Here is an 18,843-nt window from a genome sequence, read left to right on the forward strand (position 1 = left end):
GTGACGCTTCCGTCACGACTCCCACTCCCCTCCGGGAGCCGTCTTCTTCTTATCTCTTCACGATGCGATCCAACGCCGGAGTCGCGAGCGGATCGTGCGCCGTGAGGTACGCCGTGAGCGCGTCGATGTCGACGATGGTGCCGTCGGGGCCGGCATTCGTCACCTCGGTGCCCTGCTTGAAGACCGTGAACCCGTCGCCCGTACCCGATGCGAGGAAGTTGTTCGTCACGACCCGGTACGATTGATCGAGCGCCATCGGCTGGCCGCCGATTTGGATCGAGGACACGTCCACCGTGGTGCCGGAGTACGTGTACTTCATGCCGGAAATCTGGAGGAAACGCGCCGGGGTCACGTTGAACTGCTGCTGCAAGAGATCGCGGATCTGCGCACCCGTCAGCGTCATGGTGACCAGGTAGTTTCCAAACGGTTGCGAGGTAAACGCTTGGGCGTACGTGACCGGACTCGGCTTGCTGGCCGAGCAGTCGTTGGACGCGCACGAGATATCCGACCGAATGCCACCCGGGTTCATGAAGGCGACCTTGGCCAGCAAGCCCGGCTTTTGCGCCGCCGCGAGCATGGCGTCGGCAATGACGTCGCCGAGGACGGACTCGCCACTCTGAACGCGCGTCAGCGGGGCGGTGATGTGCCCGATGACTTTGTTCGCGCGAGGTGCCGCGAGCTCCGTGTACTTTGCAACGATTCCCTGCACCGTCGGATCGGGCGCGATGTCGCGCGTGACCGCGTGGTTCTTCGCCGTCTTGGCGGTGACCTTGTGCTGCACCGGATCGACGGTGAGCTCGATCTGGGTGACCACCCGCCCGAAGGACGCCGCGCTGGTCACGAGCTTCCCTCCGATGCTGCAGTTGTACGGCTGGTGCGAGTGCGCGCTGAGCACGACGTCGATCGCCGGATCCAGCTTGGTGGCGATGTCCGCAATGACGCCGCTGTCGATGCCGCACCCGTCGTAGGTGGTGCCGTCGGTGGGGATGTTGCCCTGGTGGAGCAGCACCACGATGGCGCTGACGTTCTCCTTTTTGATCTCGGGCAGCAGGCCATTCACCGTCGCGACTTCGTCGTCGAAGGTGAGGCCGGCGACGGCGCTCGGGATGGTGACGGAAGGCGTATCCTTCAAGGTCATGCCGATGAAGGCCACCTTGACGCTGCCGAATGACTTGATGGCGTACGGAGAGAAGACCGTCTTGTCCTTCGCCACGTCGACGTTCGCCGCGAGGTACTGAAAGCGGGCGCCCGGGTAGTCGGCCGCGCCGTCGGCGCATTCGTCGGGGTGGCATCCGCCGTACTGGAGGCGGCGCAGTTCGGGCACGCCGTGGTCGAACTCGTGGTTGCCGACGCCGTTGAAATCGAGCCCGATGGCGTTCATCACGTGGATTGCCGGCTCGTCGTGGAACAGCGCCGAAACGAGGGGGCTCGCACCCGTGAGATCGCCCGAGGAGACGATGGCGGTGTTCGGGTTCGCCGCTTTGAGCTTGGCGATGTGCGCGGCCAGGTAGGCCGCACCGCCCGCGGGCACGTCGTTGATCGCGCCACCGTCGCGCGGCTTGGCCCCAGCATCGGGACCGATTTCCGGATCGTTCGGCGCAGCCGGGACGATGCCACCACTTCCCACCGGCGGATCGAGGTTGCCGTGGAAGTCATTGATGCCGAGGATCTGGATTTTGACGGGCGACGACGCGTCACCGTTCGCATGGTCGGTGGTCGCATCCGGACCCCCTGTGTTGTTCAACAGGGTGTCGTCGCCCGTGCAAGAAGAGATGGCGAAGGGAACGCTCGCGACGGCGAGGACAGGTAAGAGGATCAGGAGAGATCGTCGTAGACGCATGCTTGCCCCGTAACGAAAACCGGTGACGAACCCACGTCAGCCGAGCGTCCATCTCGTAGCATACTTTCGCCATCCGCCACGTTGTATGCTGGGGCCGTGCTACGAACTTTCCCGATCGCGCCCTCGCTGCTTTTGTCTGCTCTCGCTGCTCTTTCTTGGAGTTCAGGTTGCGCGGGTTTCGGCCCTGAACGCGAGAAAGTGCAAGCGCCGCCACCGGTGACGTCCACCGGTACGAGCCCGATCCAGGCCAACGCCGATCCAGATACGTCGACCGGTGAGGCGCTCGCTCGGGAGAAGGAGCTGGCCAAGAAGGCGGCGCCCATTCTGGACGCGTTCTCGAACCGCGAGCCGGTGCTGACACCCGACGGCAAGAAGGTGGTCTTCGTCTCCAACCGCGACGGCATTCCGCAGTTGTACCTGGGTGAGACCGCGCATCCCGAGACGCCCGCCACGCGCGTGCTGTCCTCGTCGGAGCGGGCGATGACGCCGCTGGTGACGCGGGATGGAAAGACGATCGTGTTCGGCTCCGACCGGGACGCCGACGAGCAGGTGACGTTCTTCCGGGCGGACCTCGATGGAAAGAACTTGGTGCAACTTACGCCGAACGATCGGCTGCAGCGCGATACCCCGCAGCTCCCGGCCAAGGCGCAAGACACGCTGTACTTCAGCGGCCGCACGGCGGTGAACTCGGCGCTGGCCGGCGTGTACACGACGTCGATGTCGCCGGCCAAGACGGGGCCCGCGCCCTCGAAGTGGGTGTACCAAGACGCCAACGGCGGGCAGCTCGTGGACGTGAGCCGCGACGGAAAGTGGGGGCTCTTCAATCGATTCCGCGAGTGGTCGGACAACCAGATCGCGCTGGTGGATCTGGAAAGGGGCACGGCCAGCACGCTGTATCCGTTGCTCGGGCAACGAAGCCGCGTGGGCGGGGCCGCGTTCTCACCGGATGGTGCGCGCGTGTTCGTGGCCACCGACGGCGGCGCGGAGCAGGCCATCGTGCTCGTGCTGGATACGAAGAGCGGCAAGGAGCTGCGCCGCTACGTCGAGACGGAGGCGCCGAAGGCCACCATCGAAGGCATCACCGTCGCGCCCGGTGGAAACGTGCTCGCGTTGACCTTGAATGCCGGCAACCATAGTGAACTGCGGCTCCTGGACACGCGCACGCTCGAGCCCAAAACCGCGATCAAGATGCCCCTCGGGCAAGGATACGCGAGCAATTTCTCCAACGACGGCTCAACCCTTTCCGCCGTGTGGTCGACACCGCAAGCGCCGCAGGATGTCTTCGCCATCGAGACGAAGACCGGCGCGTCGAAGCCACTGCGAAACGATGCGCGCGCCTCGCTGGATGGACTCCAGGCCATCGAGACGGCTTCGACCGAGGTGGAAAGCGATGGCGTGAAGGTACCCGTGCACACCTACCTTCCCGCGGGCGGCGCCAACCAGAAGCGGCCAGTCATCGTGTGGTTCCACGGCGGGCCCAGCGATTCGTCGATGGTCCGCTGGTCTCCCCTCGCCCGCTTTTTCGTGAGCCTCGGCTATGCGTGGGTGGAGCCGAACATCCGCGGCTCGGCCGGTTTCGGTCGCGCGTACGAGGCGGCGGACAATGGGCCCAAGCGACTCGACTCGTTCAGGGACGTGGAGGCCGTCGGGCGCTGGGTCCAATCGCAGCCCTGGGCCGACGGAAAGAAGATGGTCGCTTTCGGCGCGAGCTACGGCGGGTACGTGGTGTTGAGCACGCTCATCCGGCAGCCGTCGTTGTGGGCCGCCGGCGTGGACATGTTCGGCATTGCGAACTTCAACTCGTTCATGGCCTCGACCAGCGGGCCCGTGCGGGAAAACTATCGGACCGAGATTGGCGATCCAGACAAGGAGGCGGCGTTTCTGGATTCGATTTCACCGTTGCGTGATGCGGGCAAGATCTCCGCACCGCTGTTCGTCTACGCAGGCAAGAACGATCCGCGGGTGCCGAAGGCGGAATCGGATCAGATCGTCAAGGCACTGCGGCAGCACAAGTCCCCCGTCGAATACATGGTGAAAGACGACGAGGGACATGGGATTGTGCGCCGCGACAACCAAGTCGAATTCGCTTCGCGGGTCGCCCGCTTCCTCGAGACTCATTTGAATACGCGTACGAAATAGACCATGCCTCAATTGCGAATTGCCAACGTCCAGCGCCTCGGCGAAACGGACTTCGATGTTCTCGTGGTGGGTGGGGGAATCAATGGCGCCGTTTCGGCGGCGTGCCTCTCCGCGCGGGGCGCGAAGGTGGCGCTCATCGACAAAGGCGACTTTGCCGGGTTCACCAGCCAACAATCGTCGAACCTGGCGTGGGGCGGCATCAAGTACATGGAGACGATGGAGTTTGGCCTGGTGCGCAAACTCTGCATGTCGCGCAATCACTTGATTCGCAGTTATCCCTCCACGGTGCAGGAGATTCGCTTCTTCGCCGCACACCCGCGCGGGTTTCGCCACGGGTTGTGGAAGCTGTATTTGGGCGCGTGGATCTATTGGTTCATCGGAAGCCTGTTCACGAAGAAGCCGCGCCTTCTGCCCCAGGGAAAAATGGCGCGCGAGGAGCCGGTCATCAATTTGGACGTGGCCGATGGCGGGTTCGAATATTCGGACGCGTTTTTGCACGACAACGACGCACGCTTCGTCTTCAACTTCGTGCGCGGTGCGCTGAACTACGGCTGCGTGGCCGCGAATTACGTGGAGTCGCGCGGCTCCGAGTACGACAAGTCGTCGGGCATATGGCTCACGCGCGCGAAAGACGTGTCGGGCTCGCGGACGCATGGCCGCGACATCACGATTCGCTCGCGCGTGGTGATCAACGCGTGCGGACCGTACGTGGACTCGATGAACGAGCGCGCCGGCGAGGATACGTCGCACCATCACGTCTTCTCGAAGGGGATTCACCTGATCGTGGATCGCATCACGCCGCATCGCCGGGTGCTCACGATGTTCGCCGACGATGGGCGGCCGTTCTTCGTGATCCCCATGGGTCCGCGCTCGTGCATCGGCACCACGGACACGCGTGTGGATCGACCGGAAACGCACGTCACCGAGGAGGACCGGCGGTTCGTGCTGGACAACATCAACAAGCGGCTGAAGCTGAAGAAGCCGCTGACCGAGGCGGACATCATCGCGGAGCGGTGCGGTGTCCGGCCACTGGCCGTGACGTCCAAGGGCAATGGCGGCACGGATTGGACGCAGCTGTCGCGCAAGCACGCCATCGAGGTCGACCGCGAGCGGCGGCACATCAGCATTTTCGGCGGCAAGCTGACCGACTGCCTCAACGTGGGCGAGGAGATCGCCGAGGAGGTGCAGTCGCTGGGTGTCTCCTTCCCCTATCCGCAGGCACGCTGGTACGGCGAGCCGCCGGACGAGACGCATCGGGAGTTTTTGCACCAGGCGCGCCTGATGAACCTCGACGGGATGACGCCGCCGAGCTCCTCGGAGAAGCTGACATCGCGATTGTGGCGGCGTTATGGCGCGGAGGCGCTGGGGCTCTTGGAAGATATCCGCGCGGATCCGCGGATGGCCGAGCTGGTCGTGGAGGGCGCCGAGTACCTGCGATGTGAGATTGCGCAGGCTGCGCGGCGCGAGATGATCGTGAAGCTGGACGATTTTCTGCGGCGGCGTTCCAAGATCGCGCTGGTGATCCACAAGGACGTGCTGCGCGACGCCCCGGGGCTTCGCGAGGCGTGCGAGATTTTGTTCGGCGCGGATGCGGATCGGCGGTTCGAGGAGTACTTCGCCGAAGACGTCAAATATCCCGCAAGCGCGTAGCGATCGCCTCGGGCAGGACGTCCATCGTGTAGGCGTGCATGCCGGACTCGCTCGAGGCGAAGAACTTGAGCGTGTTCGGCGCGCGCTGCGGGCTGATGAGCTGCAGCGAGAGGTGGTGCAGATCGCGGCCCACGCGGACCGGTGCCTGGTGCCAGCACGACATGTACGGGATGGGCTTGTCGAAGAGCCGGAAAAAGCGCTCGAGCAGGTCCACCTGGAGGGCCATGAGCTCGTCGAGCTCGATTTCGGTGAGCGCCGGGAGATCCGGCACGTGGCGGCGCGGGTAGACGTGCACCTCGTAAGGAAAGCGCGGCGCGGCCGGGACGAAGGCGACGAAGTGCTCGGTCTCACGAACGACGCGAATGCGCTTCTGCGATTCCTCCGAGACGATGGCGCAGAAGAGGCAACCGCCGTGGGCCTTCTGCCAGCGTTCCGCCGAGGCGAGTGCGCGGGCGGTGCGCGAGGTGACGAAGGGGTACCCGTAGATCTGGCCGTGCGGATGATCCAAGGTGGCACCGATCTCGGCACCGCGGTTTTCGAAGACGAAGACCTGCTCCACGCCGGGGTACTTCGACATCTCCAAGGTGCGATCGACCCAGGCCGCGGCGAGCGTGCGCAGGCGCTCTTTGGGGAGCTTGACGAAGGAGGAGCCATGGTCGCTGGTGAAGCAGACGACCTCGCAACGGCCGACGCCGGGCTTCGTGTGAACGGTGCCCTCGATGACCTCGACGCCGCCGCTCGAACCGCCGAGCGAGGGGAAACGATTCTCGAAGGCGACGACGTGGTAGTCGTCGGCCGGGATCTCCGAGAGGTACTCGCTGCCCTGGAGCGTGGGGCACAGGGGACACTCGCTCGCCTTGGGGAGGTTCGTGCGCGTCTGGCGGTGGGCGGCGACGATGACCCAGTCCTCGAGAATCGGATCGTAACGGATCTCGGATTTGGGTTGGTGCAGTTCGAGGCCGCGGCGATCGGGTGCGGTGCGGTCGAGACCGGGGCGGTCGTCGTAGTAGACGAATTCGCGGCCGTCGGAGAGGAGGATGCGGGTCTTGTTCGTCGTCACTTCGGGTCTGCTCACGATGCAACTCGATGAACGCCGTCGGCGGCGACGGCGCGGAAGATCCAGGGGCGGGTGAAGCCGCGGGCGGAGAAGGCCGCCACCACGGCTTGTTCGAGGGCAGCTGCTTTTTCCGTGGGCACCAGGGCGATGGCCGAACCACCGAAGCCACCCCCGACCATGCGTGCACCGAGTGCGCCGGAGGCGAGCGCGGTGTCGACGGCGACGTCGAGCTCCTCGCACGAGATCTGGAAATCGTCGCGCAGCGAAACGTGCGATGCCGTGAGCAGCGGTCCGATTTCGGTCACGCGGCCGGCGTCGAGCAGCGCGGCGATGCGGTTCACGCGGTCGTTCTCGGTGACGATGTGGCGGGTGCGCTTGACCAAAATGGGATCGCCGAGGCGCTCGAGCGCGCCGGGCAGATCGTCGATGGCCACATCGCGCAGGGCGGGCACGCCCAGCTTGGCCGCGGAGCGCTCGCAGGCAGCGCGGCGATCGGCGTAGCCGCCGTCGACGAGCTCGTGGTGGGCGCGCGTGTCGATGACCAGCAGCTCGAGGTTGGCCGAGCGCACGTCGAAGGGGTACGGGACGATGTCGAGCTTGCGGCAGTCGATGAAGAGCGCATGCCCTGCCCGGCCGAACGTGGACGAGAGCTGGTCCATCAAGCCGCACGGCATGCCCACGAAGACGTTTTCCGCGCGCTGCGCGAGCTTGGCGATGTCCAGATCGGTGATGGCAACCCCGTGCAGCTCGGTGAGGGCGCGCGCGGTGCCGCATTCGAGGGCGGCGCTCGACGAAAGGCCTGCGCCCGCAGGCAAGGTGCTCCCCACGACGATGTCGGCACCGCCCACGGCGTAGCCCGCATCGCGAAGGGCCCAGGCGGTGCCGGCGACGTACGAGGCCCACGCGCCCTTCCACGTCGGGGACGGTGCAAGGGTGCGCACGTCCGGGACTTCCACGGCTTCGCCCTTCTCGACGGAGCGAACGCGCAGCACCCCGTCGGTGCGGGGCGACGCCGCGATGAGCACGTGCAGGTCGATGGCCAAGGGGAAGACGAACCCGTCGTTGTAGTCGGTGTGTTCGCCGATCAAATTGACCCGGCCGGGCGCGCGCCAGAGGCCTTCCGGCTCCCGCCCGGTCAGCGTGCGAAACTCGGCGCGCACGGTGGCAAGGAGTCCCTCACTCGAGACGAGGGCCACGGTCAGGCCCGCCCTTTCGTCATGAAGGCCCAGGCATCGGAGATGATGCTCGCCAAGTCGGAACGCTGCGGGTTCCACCCGAGCTCGCGCCGCACTTTGTCGCTGCTGGCCACGAGGCGCACCGGATCGCCCGCGCGGCGGGGGCGCTCGTTCGCGGGGATGGGCTTTTGCGTCACTTGGCGCGCGACCTCGAGCACTTGGCGCACGGAGAAGCCCTCGCCGTTGCCCAAGTTGTAGATGCGGTGCTGGCCAGGCTCTCCGCGCTCGGCCATGTCGAGCAGCGCGAGCAGGTGCGCATCGGCCAGATCGGCGACGTGGACGTAATCGCGGACGGCCGTTCCATCCGGCGTGGGATAGTCCGTGCCGTAGACGTCGAACGACTCGTCCTGCGAGGCCGCGGTGAGAATGCGCGGGATGACGTGCGTCTCGATGGTGTGGCGCTCGCCTTGATGGCCGAAGGCGCCGCCCACGTTGAAGTAGCGCAGGCTGACCGCCTTCAGTCCGTGGGCCGCCCCGGAGAAGCCGAGGAGCTGATCGATGGCCAGCTTGGAGGCCCCGTACGCATTGACCGGGCGCGGTGGCGCATCTTCGGGGATGGGCACCACGTCCGGCTCGCCGTAAACGGCGGCCGTCGAGGAGAAGACGATGCTCGGAACCTTGGCCTCGCGCATCGCATCGACGAGGTTCACCGCGCCGCCGACGTTCTCGCCGAAGTAGAGCGACGGCTTCTGGGCTGACTCGCCGACCAGCGATTTGGCCGCAAAGTGCAGCACGGCATCGAACCCCGAGCCCACGGCGGCCAGCACGGCGGCTCGATCGAGCAAGTCGCCCTGAATGAAGCGGGCCGCTTTGGGAACGAGCTCGCGATGGCCCGTGGAAAGGTTGTCGAACACGGTGACGTCGTGCCCAGCTTGAAGAAGCTTCGCGGCCACGACGCTGCCGATGTAACCGGCACCGCCCGTAACGAATAGTCGCATGTGGTTCTCTCTAACGAGGCAGGCCGACGGCGCGTTCGCCGCTGCGCTTTTGTTGGATGATGACAGCGATGGCGAGGAGCGCTCCCTTGGCGACGTTCTGCCAGAACGGGTTCACGCCGAGGACGGTCATGCCGTTGCTCAGAACACCGAGCAGCAAAATGGCAAGCAAGGTGCTCGGGATGGCTCCCTTCCCTCCGCGCAAGTCACAGCCACCGAGCGCCGCGGCGGTGATGGACTCGAGCTCGAGGCCCTCGCTACCGGAGACCGGCTGGCCCGATCCGGTGCGCGCGGTGAGGAGCACGCCGGCAATGGCGGCGATGGCCCCGGAGAGCGCGTAGGCGCCAATCACGTACTTGTTGATCGCGATACCGGCGAGGCGCGCGGCCACGTCGTTGCCGCCCACGGCGTAGATGTTGCGCCCGACGTCCGTGTACTTGAGGAGCACGTGAAGTCCGGCGCCGATGAGCACGAGCACCCAGATGAGCGTCGGAATGGCCGCGATGCTGCCGCGCGCGAGGAAGATGAAGAAGTCGTCCCCGCCGGTGTAGCCCTGGGCGCGGCCGCCCGAGACGAGCTGCGCGAGGCCCTTGAAGGTCGCCAATGTCGCCAAGGTGGCGATGACCGGGTTCACCCGGCCGTAGACGATGGTGGCGCCGTTGATCAAGCCGCAGAACAGGCCGATGCCCAGCGCCGCGACCACGCCGAGCGAGGCGCTGCCCGTGGCGGTGAACACCATCGCACAGATGACCGAGGCGAAGCCGGTCATGGACCCGACGGAAATGTCGAGCGCGCCCAAGATGACCACGACGGTCTGCACGGCGGCGAGCAACCCGGCGATGGCCACGGCGGTGCCGATGGCCAGCATGTTGCTCGGCGAGAAGAAGTTCGCGTCCTGCACGCCGATGATCGTCACCACGGCGGCGAGCGCCATGAGCAAACTCAGGTTCTGCGCGCCCACGGCGTCGAGCACGCGACGCGGCAGCGATCGTTCGTCTTGCACGTGGATGGCCTCGGCCGCGGATTGAGTCACTGTGCACCTTCCATGATCTGCTCGGTTTTCGACGCTTTGTCTGGGGCTTGCTGGAGGTAGCCCGCCATGGCGAGGGCCATGATTCGTTCCTCGGTGGCTTCGGCGCGTGTGAGTTGGCCGGTCACGTGACCGCAATGCATCACCACGATGCGATCCGAGAGGCCGATGACCTCGGGCAGGTCGGACGAGATGACCAGCACCGCAATGCCCTCGCGCGCGAGGTCCGCGATGATGGCGTAAATCTCGGCTTTGACGCCGACGTCCACGCCGCGGGTGGGCTCGTCTAAAATGAGTAGCTTGGGTCTGCGCGCAAGCCACCGGGCGAGCACCACCTTCTGCTGGTTGCCGCCGGACAAGGTGCGCACCTCCCTCTCCAGCGACGGCGTGCGCACGCGCAGCTGGCTCACGTACTTGCGCACCAGATCGCGCTCGGCATCTCCGCGGATGAAGCGGAACCGCCGCAGGTGCTCGAGCACGGCCAACGACGTATTGTCGCGCACGGAGCGGCGGAGCAAGAGCGCCTGTGTCTTTCGCTCCTCGGGCGCCAGGCCGATGCCCGCCCGGATGGCATCGCGCGGGCTGCGCAGGTGAAGCTCGCGCAGTTTGCCTTCTCCATCGCCATCCCAAAGGATGCGCCCCGATTGGATCGGCGTGTCGCCAAAGATGGCGTGCGCAAGCTCGGTGCGGCCTGCGCCCACGAGGCCCGCGAGCCCCACGATTTCACCCGCGCGCACCTCGAAGCTCACGCCGTGCACGTCTTCGTTGGTGACCTTGTCGAGTGATAGGACGACGTGCCCCGGCTCGTGCGTCTCGCGCACGTACATCGCCGAGAGATCGCGCCCGACCATCATGCGCACGACATCGTCTTCACTCAACGTGGCCGGTGCACCCGGCTTTTCGCGCACCTTGCGGTCCCCCACGTAGCGCCCATCGCGCAACACCGCGACGCGATCCGCGATGCGCATGATCTCTTGCATGCGGTGCGAGACGTAGATGATGGCCACACCGCTCTGGCGCAGCCGATCGATCAGGGCGAAGAGAACGTCCGTCTCCTCCCCCGATAACGAGGAGGTGGGCTCGTCGAAGGCGATGATGCGCACGTCGCCGACCAGCGCGCGCAGAATCTCCACGAGCTGCCGATGCGCGGCGGACAATTGATTGCCCAACATCTCCGCGTCGAGCATTCCGGTGAAGCCGAATCGATCCAGGTCCGCGCGAAAACGTTTGATGAGGCCTTTGCGATCGAACCAATGGAATCGATGCGGCAAGGCGCCCACGTAGACGTTTTCCGCGACCGATACGTGCGGAATGATCTCGGGCTCTTGGTAGATGACCCGCACACCGGCTTTGTGCGCTTCGGCCGGCGTGCGAAACACTCGAGGTGTTCCGCCGACGACGATGCGCCCGGTGTCGGGCTGGTGGTCACCACTGAGGACTTTGAGCAACGTGGATTTGCCGGCTCCGTTTTCCCCCATCAACGCGAGCACCTCGCCAGCTTGGCATTCGATGCTCACGTCCGAGAGGGCCTGTACCCCGGCAAATCCCTTGCTCACCCCCGATAGCTGCAACGCGGTGGTCATGGGCACCCACCGTCTTATCACATCGGATGTTTGACGGTCACATGCACTTTACTCCCGCTTGCTCCCAATTCGTCGAATCCACCATGTGCGTTTTGGCGATCGTCTTCGGGGGAAGCGGGGTCTTGTTTTGGATCGAGTCGGCAAGCACCTTCACGGCGGCGGCGCCAACGTCGTGGCCGTCGATGAAGAGGGCGGCCTTCATGCCCGTTGTTTTGCCGGCCTTCCAATCTTTGCATGCGAGATAGGCGCCGAGGCCCACGCCAATGATGTCCTTCTGGTCGACGTTTCCGTTCTGGAGAGCTGTGACGACGCCGCTGACGTTCTCGTCGTTGCAGCCCCAGACGACCCAGTGTTTGACGCCGCGGTTGGCCGTCATGACGCCGGCTGTCTTGTCTTGCGCATCCGTCGGCGTGTTCTGCGTGCCCAGGTCGATGACTTTGACGCCGGACTCGCCGGAGGCCTCGAGGAATGCCTTTTTCGCGCCATTGACGCGGTCTTGGCAAACGCTGAGATCTTGCTTCGATGCACTGATGATGCGCGTGTCGGATGCCTTCCAACCGGATGCCTTGTAAAGCTGACCGGCCTTGGTTCCAACTTCGGTTCCCATCGCGGTGCCGTCGAAGCCGACGAAGGGCGCGGGGTTCTTTTGCGCATCGGCGATGCCGTCGTCGGAGGCGACGAGTGGAATGCCTGCTTGCTTGGCGCGATCGATGACTTGCGGACCGATTAATTGGTCAGGAACGACGATGGCAATTCCATCCACCTTTTGGGCAATCATCGTCTCGAGGGTGCTGACAGCCAAATTGGAATCGAGCGCCACATTGGAGACTTTGAGCTCGACACCCAGCTTGGCGGCCTCCGCTTGGGCGCCCGCCGCCTGGTCGACGAAGTACTGTTGGTCTCCCTGTTTCTGAATATACGCAATGGTGCGCTTACCCGATTTGGCCGGCTGGGCCTGTGCGGCGGCCGCATTCTCCGTCGGGGTTTCCTTTCCAGACTTGCATGCAACGAGGGCAAAGCTCGCACAGCAGAGTGAGAGACACAGGGCGAAACTTCGTTTCATGAGCGACGCTCCTCCAGCTCCTCGACGTGAGAAGCAGAACATATACAAAGCAGCGCATCGTAAGAGACTTGCCCGGGTCGGGGGAGAAAAACGAATCAGGGGTATTTCTTTCTCCCCTCGTATGCGCGGTCGTGAAGCGATGCGTCATGCGCACGACGTGCTAGGCTGCGCGCTCGTGCAACACAGAACCGCGCAAACCCGATCGGCACGAAGGAGGCACCCCACACGCAAGTGGGCGGCGCTGCTCTTCTTCGCGCTCGCGCGGGTGCTCGTGTTCGCGGGGGCGCTGCCGATGTCGGGCGCGCTGCCGGTGCTAGCTGAGATCGTCTCCGGCGAAGCAAACGCCGATGCATGCGGCGATTGCGATGGGGACGAGCGCGGCGGCTGCGATTGTCCTGCCGGTTGTCCGGCGTGCCATTGCCCGCATGCGGGTGTCCCGCCTCTCCCGCGCACGGACGCGACGGCGCTGGACACCTTGCCTGACGTTAATGATGGCGTTGCGCCGCCACATGAAGCGACCGCGCCACCGGCTGCGCCAGAGCGCTCCATATACCGTCCGCCCCGGCTTTCGTGACCGTCCCGCAAAGCGGGACTGGGCCTGTCCGCGTCGTTTAGGGGCCGGCCCCGCTATTCGAATGTTGCTTGGGCGATGACTGCGCGGCAGAGCCGCGTCGACAGAGGTCACTTTAATGAAACATTGGAAACAATTCGCCGCCGCGGCGTGGGCTGCGGCGTCGCTGGTATTGGCGCGCGAGGCGCGTGCGGAGAATGTCGATTGTAGAGACGTAACGAGTGGCACGAGACTCACGAGACTGAGCCGCGATTACGTGATGCGGTGCGCGGTTGCGAGCAGCATGGCGGTGCGCGCGGAGGAGAAAGGTGCGCGCGCCGCGGATGGCCGGCGAACGGCGGCGGGCGTGGCCCTGCCCTCGAATCCCACGCTGGGGCTGACCTTGGGCATGCCGACGGATCCGGTCGCGAACGAAGCGAATACGCTTTACAGCGCCACGCTGTCGCAGGAGCTGGAGATCGCCGGCCAGCGCGGGGCGCGCATCGATGCGGCGGAGGCCGAGCAGAAGATGGCGCGAAGCCGCGTGTTGGTGGCACGGCGCGATGTGGTGGCCGCGGCGCTTGCAAATTATTTCGATGCATTGGCCGCCGCCGAAGGGCAGCGCATCGCCCGGCGGCTCACGGATCTTGCGCAGGCGCTCAAAGGCTACGCGACCGCCCGCGCCCAAATAGGTCTTTCGGCGCCGGTGGATGCGGTGCTCGCGGAATCGGAGGCGGTGCAGCTGACGACGCTCGCGCTCGAGGTCGATCAGCGGCTTGCGGAGACGCAGGCTGCGCTTGCCGTCGCGGTGGGGCTCGATCCGGTGGCGCAACGGCCGGATGCAGAGGGTACGCTCACGCCGATGGCCATCCCCGAGGCGGCTCTACGCATGCGTGGCGTGCGTGCGGATGGCGCGGTCGTGCGCACGCCGGAAATCGACGCGGCCATGGCCGAGCGCCGTGCCGAGGAGGCGCGCGCACGGGCGCTGCGACGCTCGCGCGTGCCGAATCCCACGGTGTCGATCTTCGCGCGGCGCGATTGGATCCAGGAGCGCGCGGTGGGCATCGGTTTGTCCTTTCCGATTCCGCTCGCCCGAAACAACGCCGGCGAAATAGAAGAGGCCAACGCGCTCGCTGAGCGCGCGGAGGCCGAGGCCGAGCGGCTGCGGCGTGAAACGAGGCTCCGCGTAGTGCAGGCGGCGGAAGCCTTCGCGCGACGCAAGGACGCCGTGGATCGCTTCGATCCCGAGGCGGTGCGCAAAGCCGAAGGTGCGCTGGAGGCCATCGCCGACGAGCTCGCGACGCGCAAACTCGCGCTGCGCGATGCCCTGGTGATGCAACGCTCGCTGATCGATTTGCTCTTCGGTTACGTGGAGGCTCGACGCAAGCTATGCCTCGCGTCGGTGGAGCTCGCGCGGGTCACGGGCACACTCGGCACACTCGAAGGAGGTGCGCGATGAAACGAGCCGCCATCGTTCTCGTCGCGTTGGCGCTCGCGGCCTGTTCCAAGTCGAAGCCGGGCCCCGCCCCCGAAGAAAAAGCCGCGGAAGAGCACTCCGACGAACCCGGACACCAGGAATTCCCCAAGCGGGTCAAGCTCACCGCGCGCGCCATCGCGGATGCGAAAATCGAAACCGAGCCGGCGGCGCGCAAGGTCCTCGCGAATGTTCTCGAGCTTCCCGGCGAGGTGAGCGCCGATCCCGATCGCGTCGCGAAGATTGCCTCGCCCGTGGCCGGCCGCCTCGAGCAGGTGAACTTCCGCGAGGGCAGCACCGTCAAGCGCGGCGATGTGCTGGCCGCCGTGCGCGTCCCCGACTTCGCGCGCGCGAAGGCCGATCTCGCAGCCAGCGTTGCGCGTGCCCAAGCCGCGAAGGTGAACGCGGATCGCTTGACCGAGCTCTCCTCGCGCGGGCTCGCGGCGGACCAAGAGGTGCGCTCGGCCAAGGCCGAAGCCGATGCCCTCGATGCACAGGCCAAGGCCGCCGGTGAGCTGGTGCGCGCCATGGGCTCGCCCGGCGACGCGGTCAGCTCGCGGCTCGTCCTGCGCGCGCCCATTGCGGGCATCGTCACCCGGCGCGACGCGTTCGTCGGCCAGCCCGTCAACACGGATCAAACCATCGCCACCATCGCCGATCTCTCCGAGGCGTGGTTCCTCGGCCGCGTCTTCGAAAAGGACCTCGGCCGCCTGCGCACGGGCGCGCCCACCGAGGTGCGCCTCAATGCGTTTCCCGAGCAGCCGCTGCCCGGCAAACTCGATTACATCGGCCGGGAAATCGACCCAGTAGCGCGCACGCTCACGGCGCGCGTTCGCATCGCCAACGAGGAGGACCGGCTTCGCATCGGCCTCTTTGGCATCGCGAAGGTCGAAATCATCACGTCCGCGCCGCGCAAGCCGGCCCTCGTGGTGCCCCGCTCCGCGGTCATCGACGCCTTCGAAAAGAAAATCGTCTTCGTGCGCGAAGCCGATGGCGACTTCGAGCTGCACGAGGTCGTTCTCGGCGACACCGTGCTCGGTGACGTGGAAATCATCTCCGGCCTGCGCGAGGGCGAGCCCGTGGTCGTCAAAGGCGCCTTCACCCTGAAGAGCGCCATTCTGCGCCGTACCTTGGACGAGGCCGAGTGATGCTCGCGTTCCTCTCCGCCGTCGTACGCTTTTCGCTCCGGAACCGCGCCATCGTCCTCATGGCCACGGTGCTTCTGGTCGCCGCCGGAATCCATTCCGCGTTCAACCTGCCCATCGACGCCGTGCCCGACGTCACCAATGTGCAGGTGCAAGTCATCACCTCCGCCCCTGCCCTCGCGCCCGTCGAGGTGGAGCAGTACATCAGCGTGCCCGTGGAACGCGCCATGGCCGGCATGCCGCGCACCACCGAAATTCGATCCATTTCGAAGTACGGCCTCTCCGTCGTGACCGTCGTTTTTCGCGACGGCACGGATATCTACTTTGCGCGGCAGCAAGTCGGCGAACGCCTGCGCGAGGCCCAAGATGCCGTCCCCGAGCGCTATGGAAAGCCCGAAATGGGGCCCATTACCTCGGGCCTGGGCGAGATTTACCAATTCACGGTGCGCAACGAGCGCCTCTCGCTCATGGAGCTCGAAGAGATCCTCGATTGGCAGATTGCCCCGCAGCTGCGCATCGTGCCCGGCGTCGTCGAGGTGAACAGCTTCGGCGGCGAGGATCGGCAATATCAAATCAAGCTCGACCCCAAGCGCCTCCAGGCCGCCGGCGTCTCCATTGCGCAGGTGGTGTCTGCGCTGGAGAAGTCCAACGCCAACGCGGGCGGCGGCTACATCGAACACGACCGCGAGCAATTCGTCATCGGCACCCGTGGCCTGGTGAAAAACCTCGACGACCTCGGACGCGTGGTCATCGGTTCGACGCCGCAAGGGGTGCCCATCACCATCGCCACCGTGGCCGATGTGCAATTCGGCGCGCGCTTGCGGCGGGGGGCGGCCACCATGAATGGCCAGGGCGAGGTGGTCATCGGCGTGGCCTTGATGCTCCTCGGCGAGAACTCGCGCACGGTGACCGAGGCGGTGAAGGAAAAGCTCGCCGCCATCCAGCCTTCGCTGCCCCCGGGCACGCGCATCGAGGCGTTTTACGATCGCTCCACCTTGGTCGAGCGCACCATCAAGACGGTGGGAAAGAACCTCGCCGAAGGTGCGGCGCTGGTCATCGTGGTGCTCTTCTTGATCCTCGGCGACGTGCGCTCGGGCCTGGTCGTCGCCGTCACCATCCCGCTGGCGCTGCTCTTTGCCATCATTGCGATGAATGCGCTGGGGCTCTCGGGCAATTTGATGAGCCTCGGGGCCATCGACTTTGGCCTCATCGTCGACGGCGCGGTCATCATCGTCGAAAATGCCGTGCGCCGGCTCACCGATCGCCAGCGCGACCTCGCACGCGCCCTCTCCCCGGACGAGCGGCGCGACATCGTCGAGGAGGCGACGCTCGAAGTGCGCTCGGCGAGCGTCTTCGGCGAGACCATCATCGCCATCGTCTATCTGCCGATTTTGACCCTCACCTCCATCGAGGGAAAACTCTTTCGGCCGATGGCCATCACCGTGCTGCTTGCACTGCTCGGGGCCTTCCTCTTTTCGCTCACATTGGTGCCGGTCCTGGCGAGCTTCTTCGTGCGGCCGCTGCCCCCCGAAAAGGGCGAGACCTGGATCGTGCGCAAGATCCACGAGCGCTACGTGCCCGCGCTGCAAGCGTGCATGCGGCATCGTTGGCGGACCATCGGCATCGCCGTCGTCGGGCTCGTGGCCGCCATTGGCCTGGGCACGCGCGTCGGCGCGGAGTTCGTGCCGCAGCTCGACGAGGGGGATCTGCTCGTCGAGGCACGAAGGCTCCCCGGCATCGCCCTGCGCGAGTCGAATGCAACGGCCATGCGCCTCGAACGGGTCGCCCGCGAGATCCCCGAGATCGATCACGTGGTCACGCGCACCGGTTCGCCGGAGGTGGCCACCGATCCGATGGGCATCGAGCAATCCGACGTGTACATCGGACTGAAACCGCGCGAAGCGTGGCGGCGCGGTGTCACCAAGGAGGACATCGCGCGCGAGCTCGAGGAGCGGATGACGGCCGATGTGCCCGAGATCGCCGGCGCCATCTCGCAGCCGATTCAAATGCGCACCAACGAGCTCGTCGCGGGCTTTCGCTCCGACGTGGCGCTGCTCGTGTATGGGCGCGATCTCGACGAGCTCCGCCGCCTCGCGGAACGGGCCGCGGCCGCCATTCGAAAGGTCGATGGCGCGGTGGATGTGCGCGTGGAGCAAACCGCCGGGCTCAAGTACCTGCGTATCGAGCCCGACCGCGCAAAACTCGCGCGTTACGGCCTCACGGTGGACGATATCAACCAGGCCGCCGAGACGATGGCGGTTGGGCATCACGTGGGCAACGTCCTCGAAGGCGAGCGCCGCTTTGGCATCGTGGTGAAGACGCAGCTCGCGCTCGCCGACGAAGCGAGCATCAACCTGGAAGCCTTCCGGGCGCTTCCCCTTCGATCGGTCAGTGGGCAGATCGTTCCGTTGGGCGACGTGGCCGATCTCGGCTTCGTCGACGGTCCCGCGGCCATCAACCGCGCGAATCAGTCTCGCCGCATCGGCGTGGAGTTCAATGTGCGCGGGCGCGATCTGCTCTCGGTCGTGCGCGATGCACAGCAGCGCGTCGCACGCGAGGTGACGCTTCCTACGGGCTACCGCACCGAGTGGGGCGGGCAATTCCTGCACTATCAGGAGGCAAAAGGCCGTCTCGCGGTGGTCGTGCCACTGGCCCTGGCGCTCATCCTCTTCCTTCTATGGCTCGCGTTCCGTTCGGTCAGGCTCGGCCTCGTGATCTTTCTCAACGTGCCATTTGCGGTGGTAGGCGGCGTCGTTTTGCTATGGGCACGGGACATCCCCTTCTCCATTTCCGCCGGCATCGGCTTCATCGCCCTGTTCGGGGTCGCCGTTTTGAACGGGCTGGTGCTCGTGTCCTTTGCGCAACACCTGGACACGCAAATGACCAGGGGCCCGAAACCGGCAATTCAGGAAGCGGCCGAAGAACGCCTAAGGCCGGTGCTCATGACGGCGCTGGTGGCTTCGCTGGGCTTTTTGCCCATGGCGCTGTCGACCCAACCCGGGGCCGAAGTCCAGCGCCCCTTGGCCACGGTGGTCATCGGGGGGCTCATGACGGCTACCCTCCTGACCCTGTTCGTTCTTCCGGTCATTTACACTTTTTTTGCCGCAAAGGGCCGAAAGGCACCGTACCCTGGGGAGTGATA

Annotated in this window: 13 protein-coding genes; 6 read left to right on the top strand and 7 right to left on the bottom strand. The window is 65.7% G+C overall.

Annotated elements, in window-relative coordinates; all coding sequences use genetic code 11:
* Positions 1–49: 49 nt before the first annotated feature.
* The gene (locus tag LZC95_23975) at positions 50–1,840 is read right to left on the bottom strand and encodes a bifunctional metallophosphatase/5'-nucleotidase (GenBank protein WXA99861.1); all 1,791 of its coding nucleotides are present in this window, start codon (positions 1,838–1,840) and stop codon (positions 50–52) included.
* Between the two features lie 216 nt (positions 1,841–2,056).
* On the opposite strand from LZC95_23975, the gene LZC95_23980 reads away from it, so the two are divergent.
* Together LZC95_23980 and LZC95_23985 are read left to right on the top strand one after the other, a co-directional pair.
* On the top strand, positions 2,057–3,979 hold the full coding sequence (locus LZC95_23980; protein ID WXA99862.1) for a prolyl oligopeptidase family serine peptidase: 1,923 nt from the start codon (positions 2,057–2,059) through the stop codon (positions 3,977–3,979).
* A 3-nt stretch (positions 3,980–3,982) separates the two neighbouring features.
* A complete protein-coding gene (locus LZC95_23985) occupies positions 3,983–5,629 on the top strand; it encodes an FAD-dependent oxidoreductase (GenBank protein WXA99863.1) in 1,647 nt (548 codons plus the stop codon).
* On the opposite strand, the gene galT is transcribed toward LZC95_23985, so the two are convergent.
* From galT to LZC95_24015, 6 genes are read right to left on the bottom strand one after another with little or no spacing between them, the layout of a single operon-like run.
* Positions 5,607–6,704: a galactose-1-phosphate uridylyltransferase gene (gene galT / locus LZC95_23990; GenBank protein ID WXA99864.1), complete on the bottom strand. Its 1,098-nt coding sequence runs from the start codon at positions 6,702–6,704 to the stop codon at positions 5,607–5,609. The two genes, LZC95_23985 and galT, sit on opposite strands and share 23 nt — an antisense overlap.
* Positions 6,701–7,882, bottom strand: coding sequence for a galactokinase (gene galK / locus LZC95_23995; protein ID WXA99865.1), 1,182 nt, complete (start codon positions 7,880–7,882; stop codon positions 6,701–6,703). Before galK ends, galT begins: the two co-directional genes overlap by 4 nt.
* Before the next feature lie 2 nt (positions 7,883–7,884).
* Positions 7,885–8,859 (bottom strand): UDP-glucose 4-epimerase GalE, encoded by a 975-nt coding sequence (gene galE, locus LZC95_24000; protein ID WXA99866.1) that lies wholly within the window; start codon positions 8,857–8,859, stop codon positions 7,885–7,887.
* 10 nt (positions 8,860–8,869) lie between these two features.
* Positions 8,870–9,889, bottom strand: coding sequence for an ABC transporter permease (locus LZC95_24005; GenBank protein ID WXA99867.1), 1,020 nt, complete (start codon positions 9,887–9,889; stop codon positions 8,870–8,872).
* Positions 9,886–11,469 (bottom strand): sugar ABC transporter ATP-binding protein, encoded by a 1,584-nt coding sequence (locus LZC95_24010; GenBank protein ID WXA99868.1) that lies wholly within the window; start codon positions 11,467–11,469, stop codon positions 9,886–9,888. The genes LZC95_24005 and LZC95_24010 overlap by 4 nt, the downstream gene beginning before the upstream one ends.
* A gap of 37 nt (positions 11,470–11,506) precedes the next feature.
* The gene (locus tag LZC95_24015) at positions 11,507–12,532 is read right to left on the bottom strand and encodes a substrate-binding domain-containing protein (GenBank protein WXA99869.1); all 1,026 of its coding nucleotides are present in this window, start codon (positions 12,530–12,532) and stop codon (positions 11,507–11,509) included.
* Positions 12,533–12,707: 175 nt separating this feature from the next.
* Between LZC95_24015 and LZC95_24020 the strand changes: the two genes are divergently transcribed.
* From LZC95_24020 to LZC95_24035, 4 genes are all read left to right on the top strand, one after another.
* Complete coding sequence (locus tag LZC95_24020) at positions 12,708–13,106, top strand: hypothetical protein (protein ID WXA99870.1); 399 nt, start codon at positions 12,708–12,710, stop codon at positions 13,104–13,106.
* 115 nt (positions 13,107–13,221) lie between these two features.
* Positions 13,222–14,541 (top strand): TolC family protein, encoded by a 1,320-nt coding sequence (locus LZC95_24025; protein WXA99871.1) that lies wholly within the window; start codon positions 13,222–13,224, stop codon positions 14,539–14,541.
* On the top strand, positions 14,538–15,704 hold the full coding sequence (locus LZC95_24030; protein ID WXA99872.1) for an efflux RND transporter periplasmic adaptor subunit: 1,167 nt from the start codon (positions 14,538–14,540) through the stop codon (positions 15,702–15,704). The genes LZC95_24025 and LZC95_24030 overlap by 4 nt, the downstream gene beginning before the upstream one ends.
* On the top strand, positions 15,704–18,841 hold the full coding sequence (locus tag LZC95_24035; protein WXB00217.1) for a CusA/CzcA family heavy metal efflux RND transporter: 3,138 nt from the start codon (positions 15,704–15,706) through the stop codon (positions 18,839–18,841). The genes LZC95_24030 and LZC95_24035 overlap by 1 nt, the downstream gene beginning before the upstream one ends.
* Positions 18,842–18,843: the final 2 nt, after the last annotated feature.

Source organism: Sorangiineae bacterium MSr12523 (assembly GCA_037157775.1).
GTDB lineage: Bacteria > Myxococcota_A > Polyangia > Polyangiales > Polyangiaceae > Pendulispora > Pendulispora brunnea.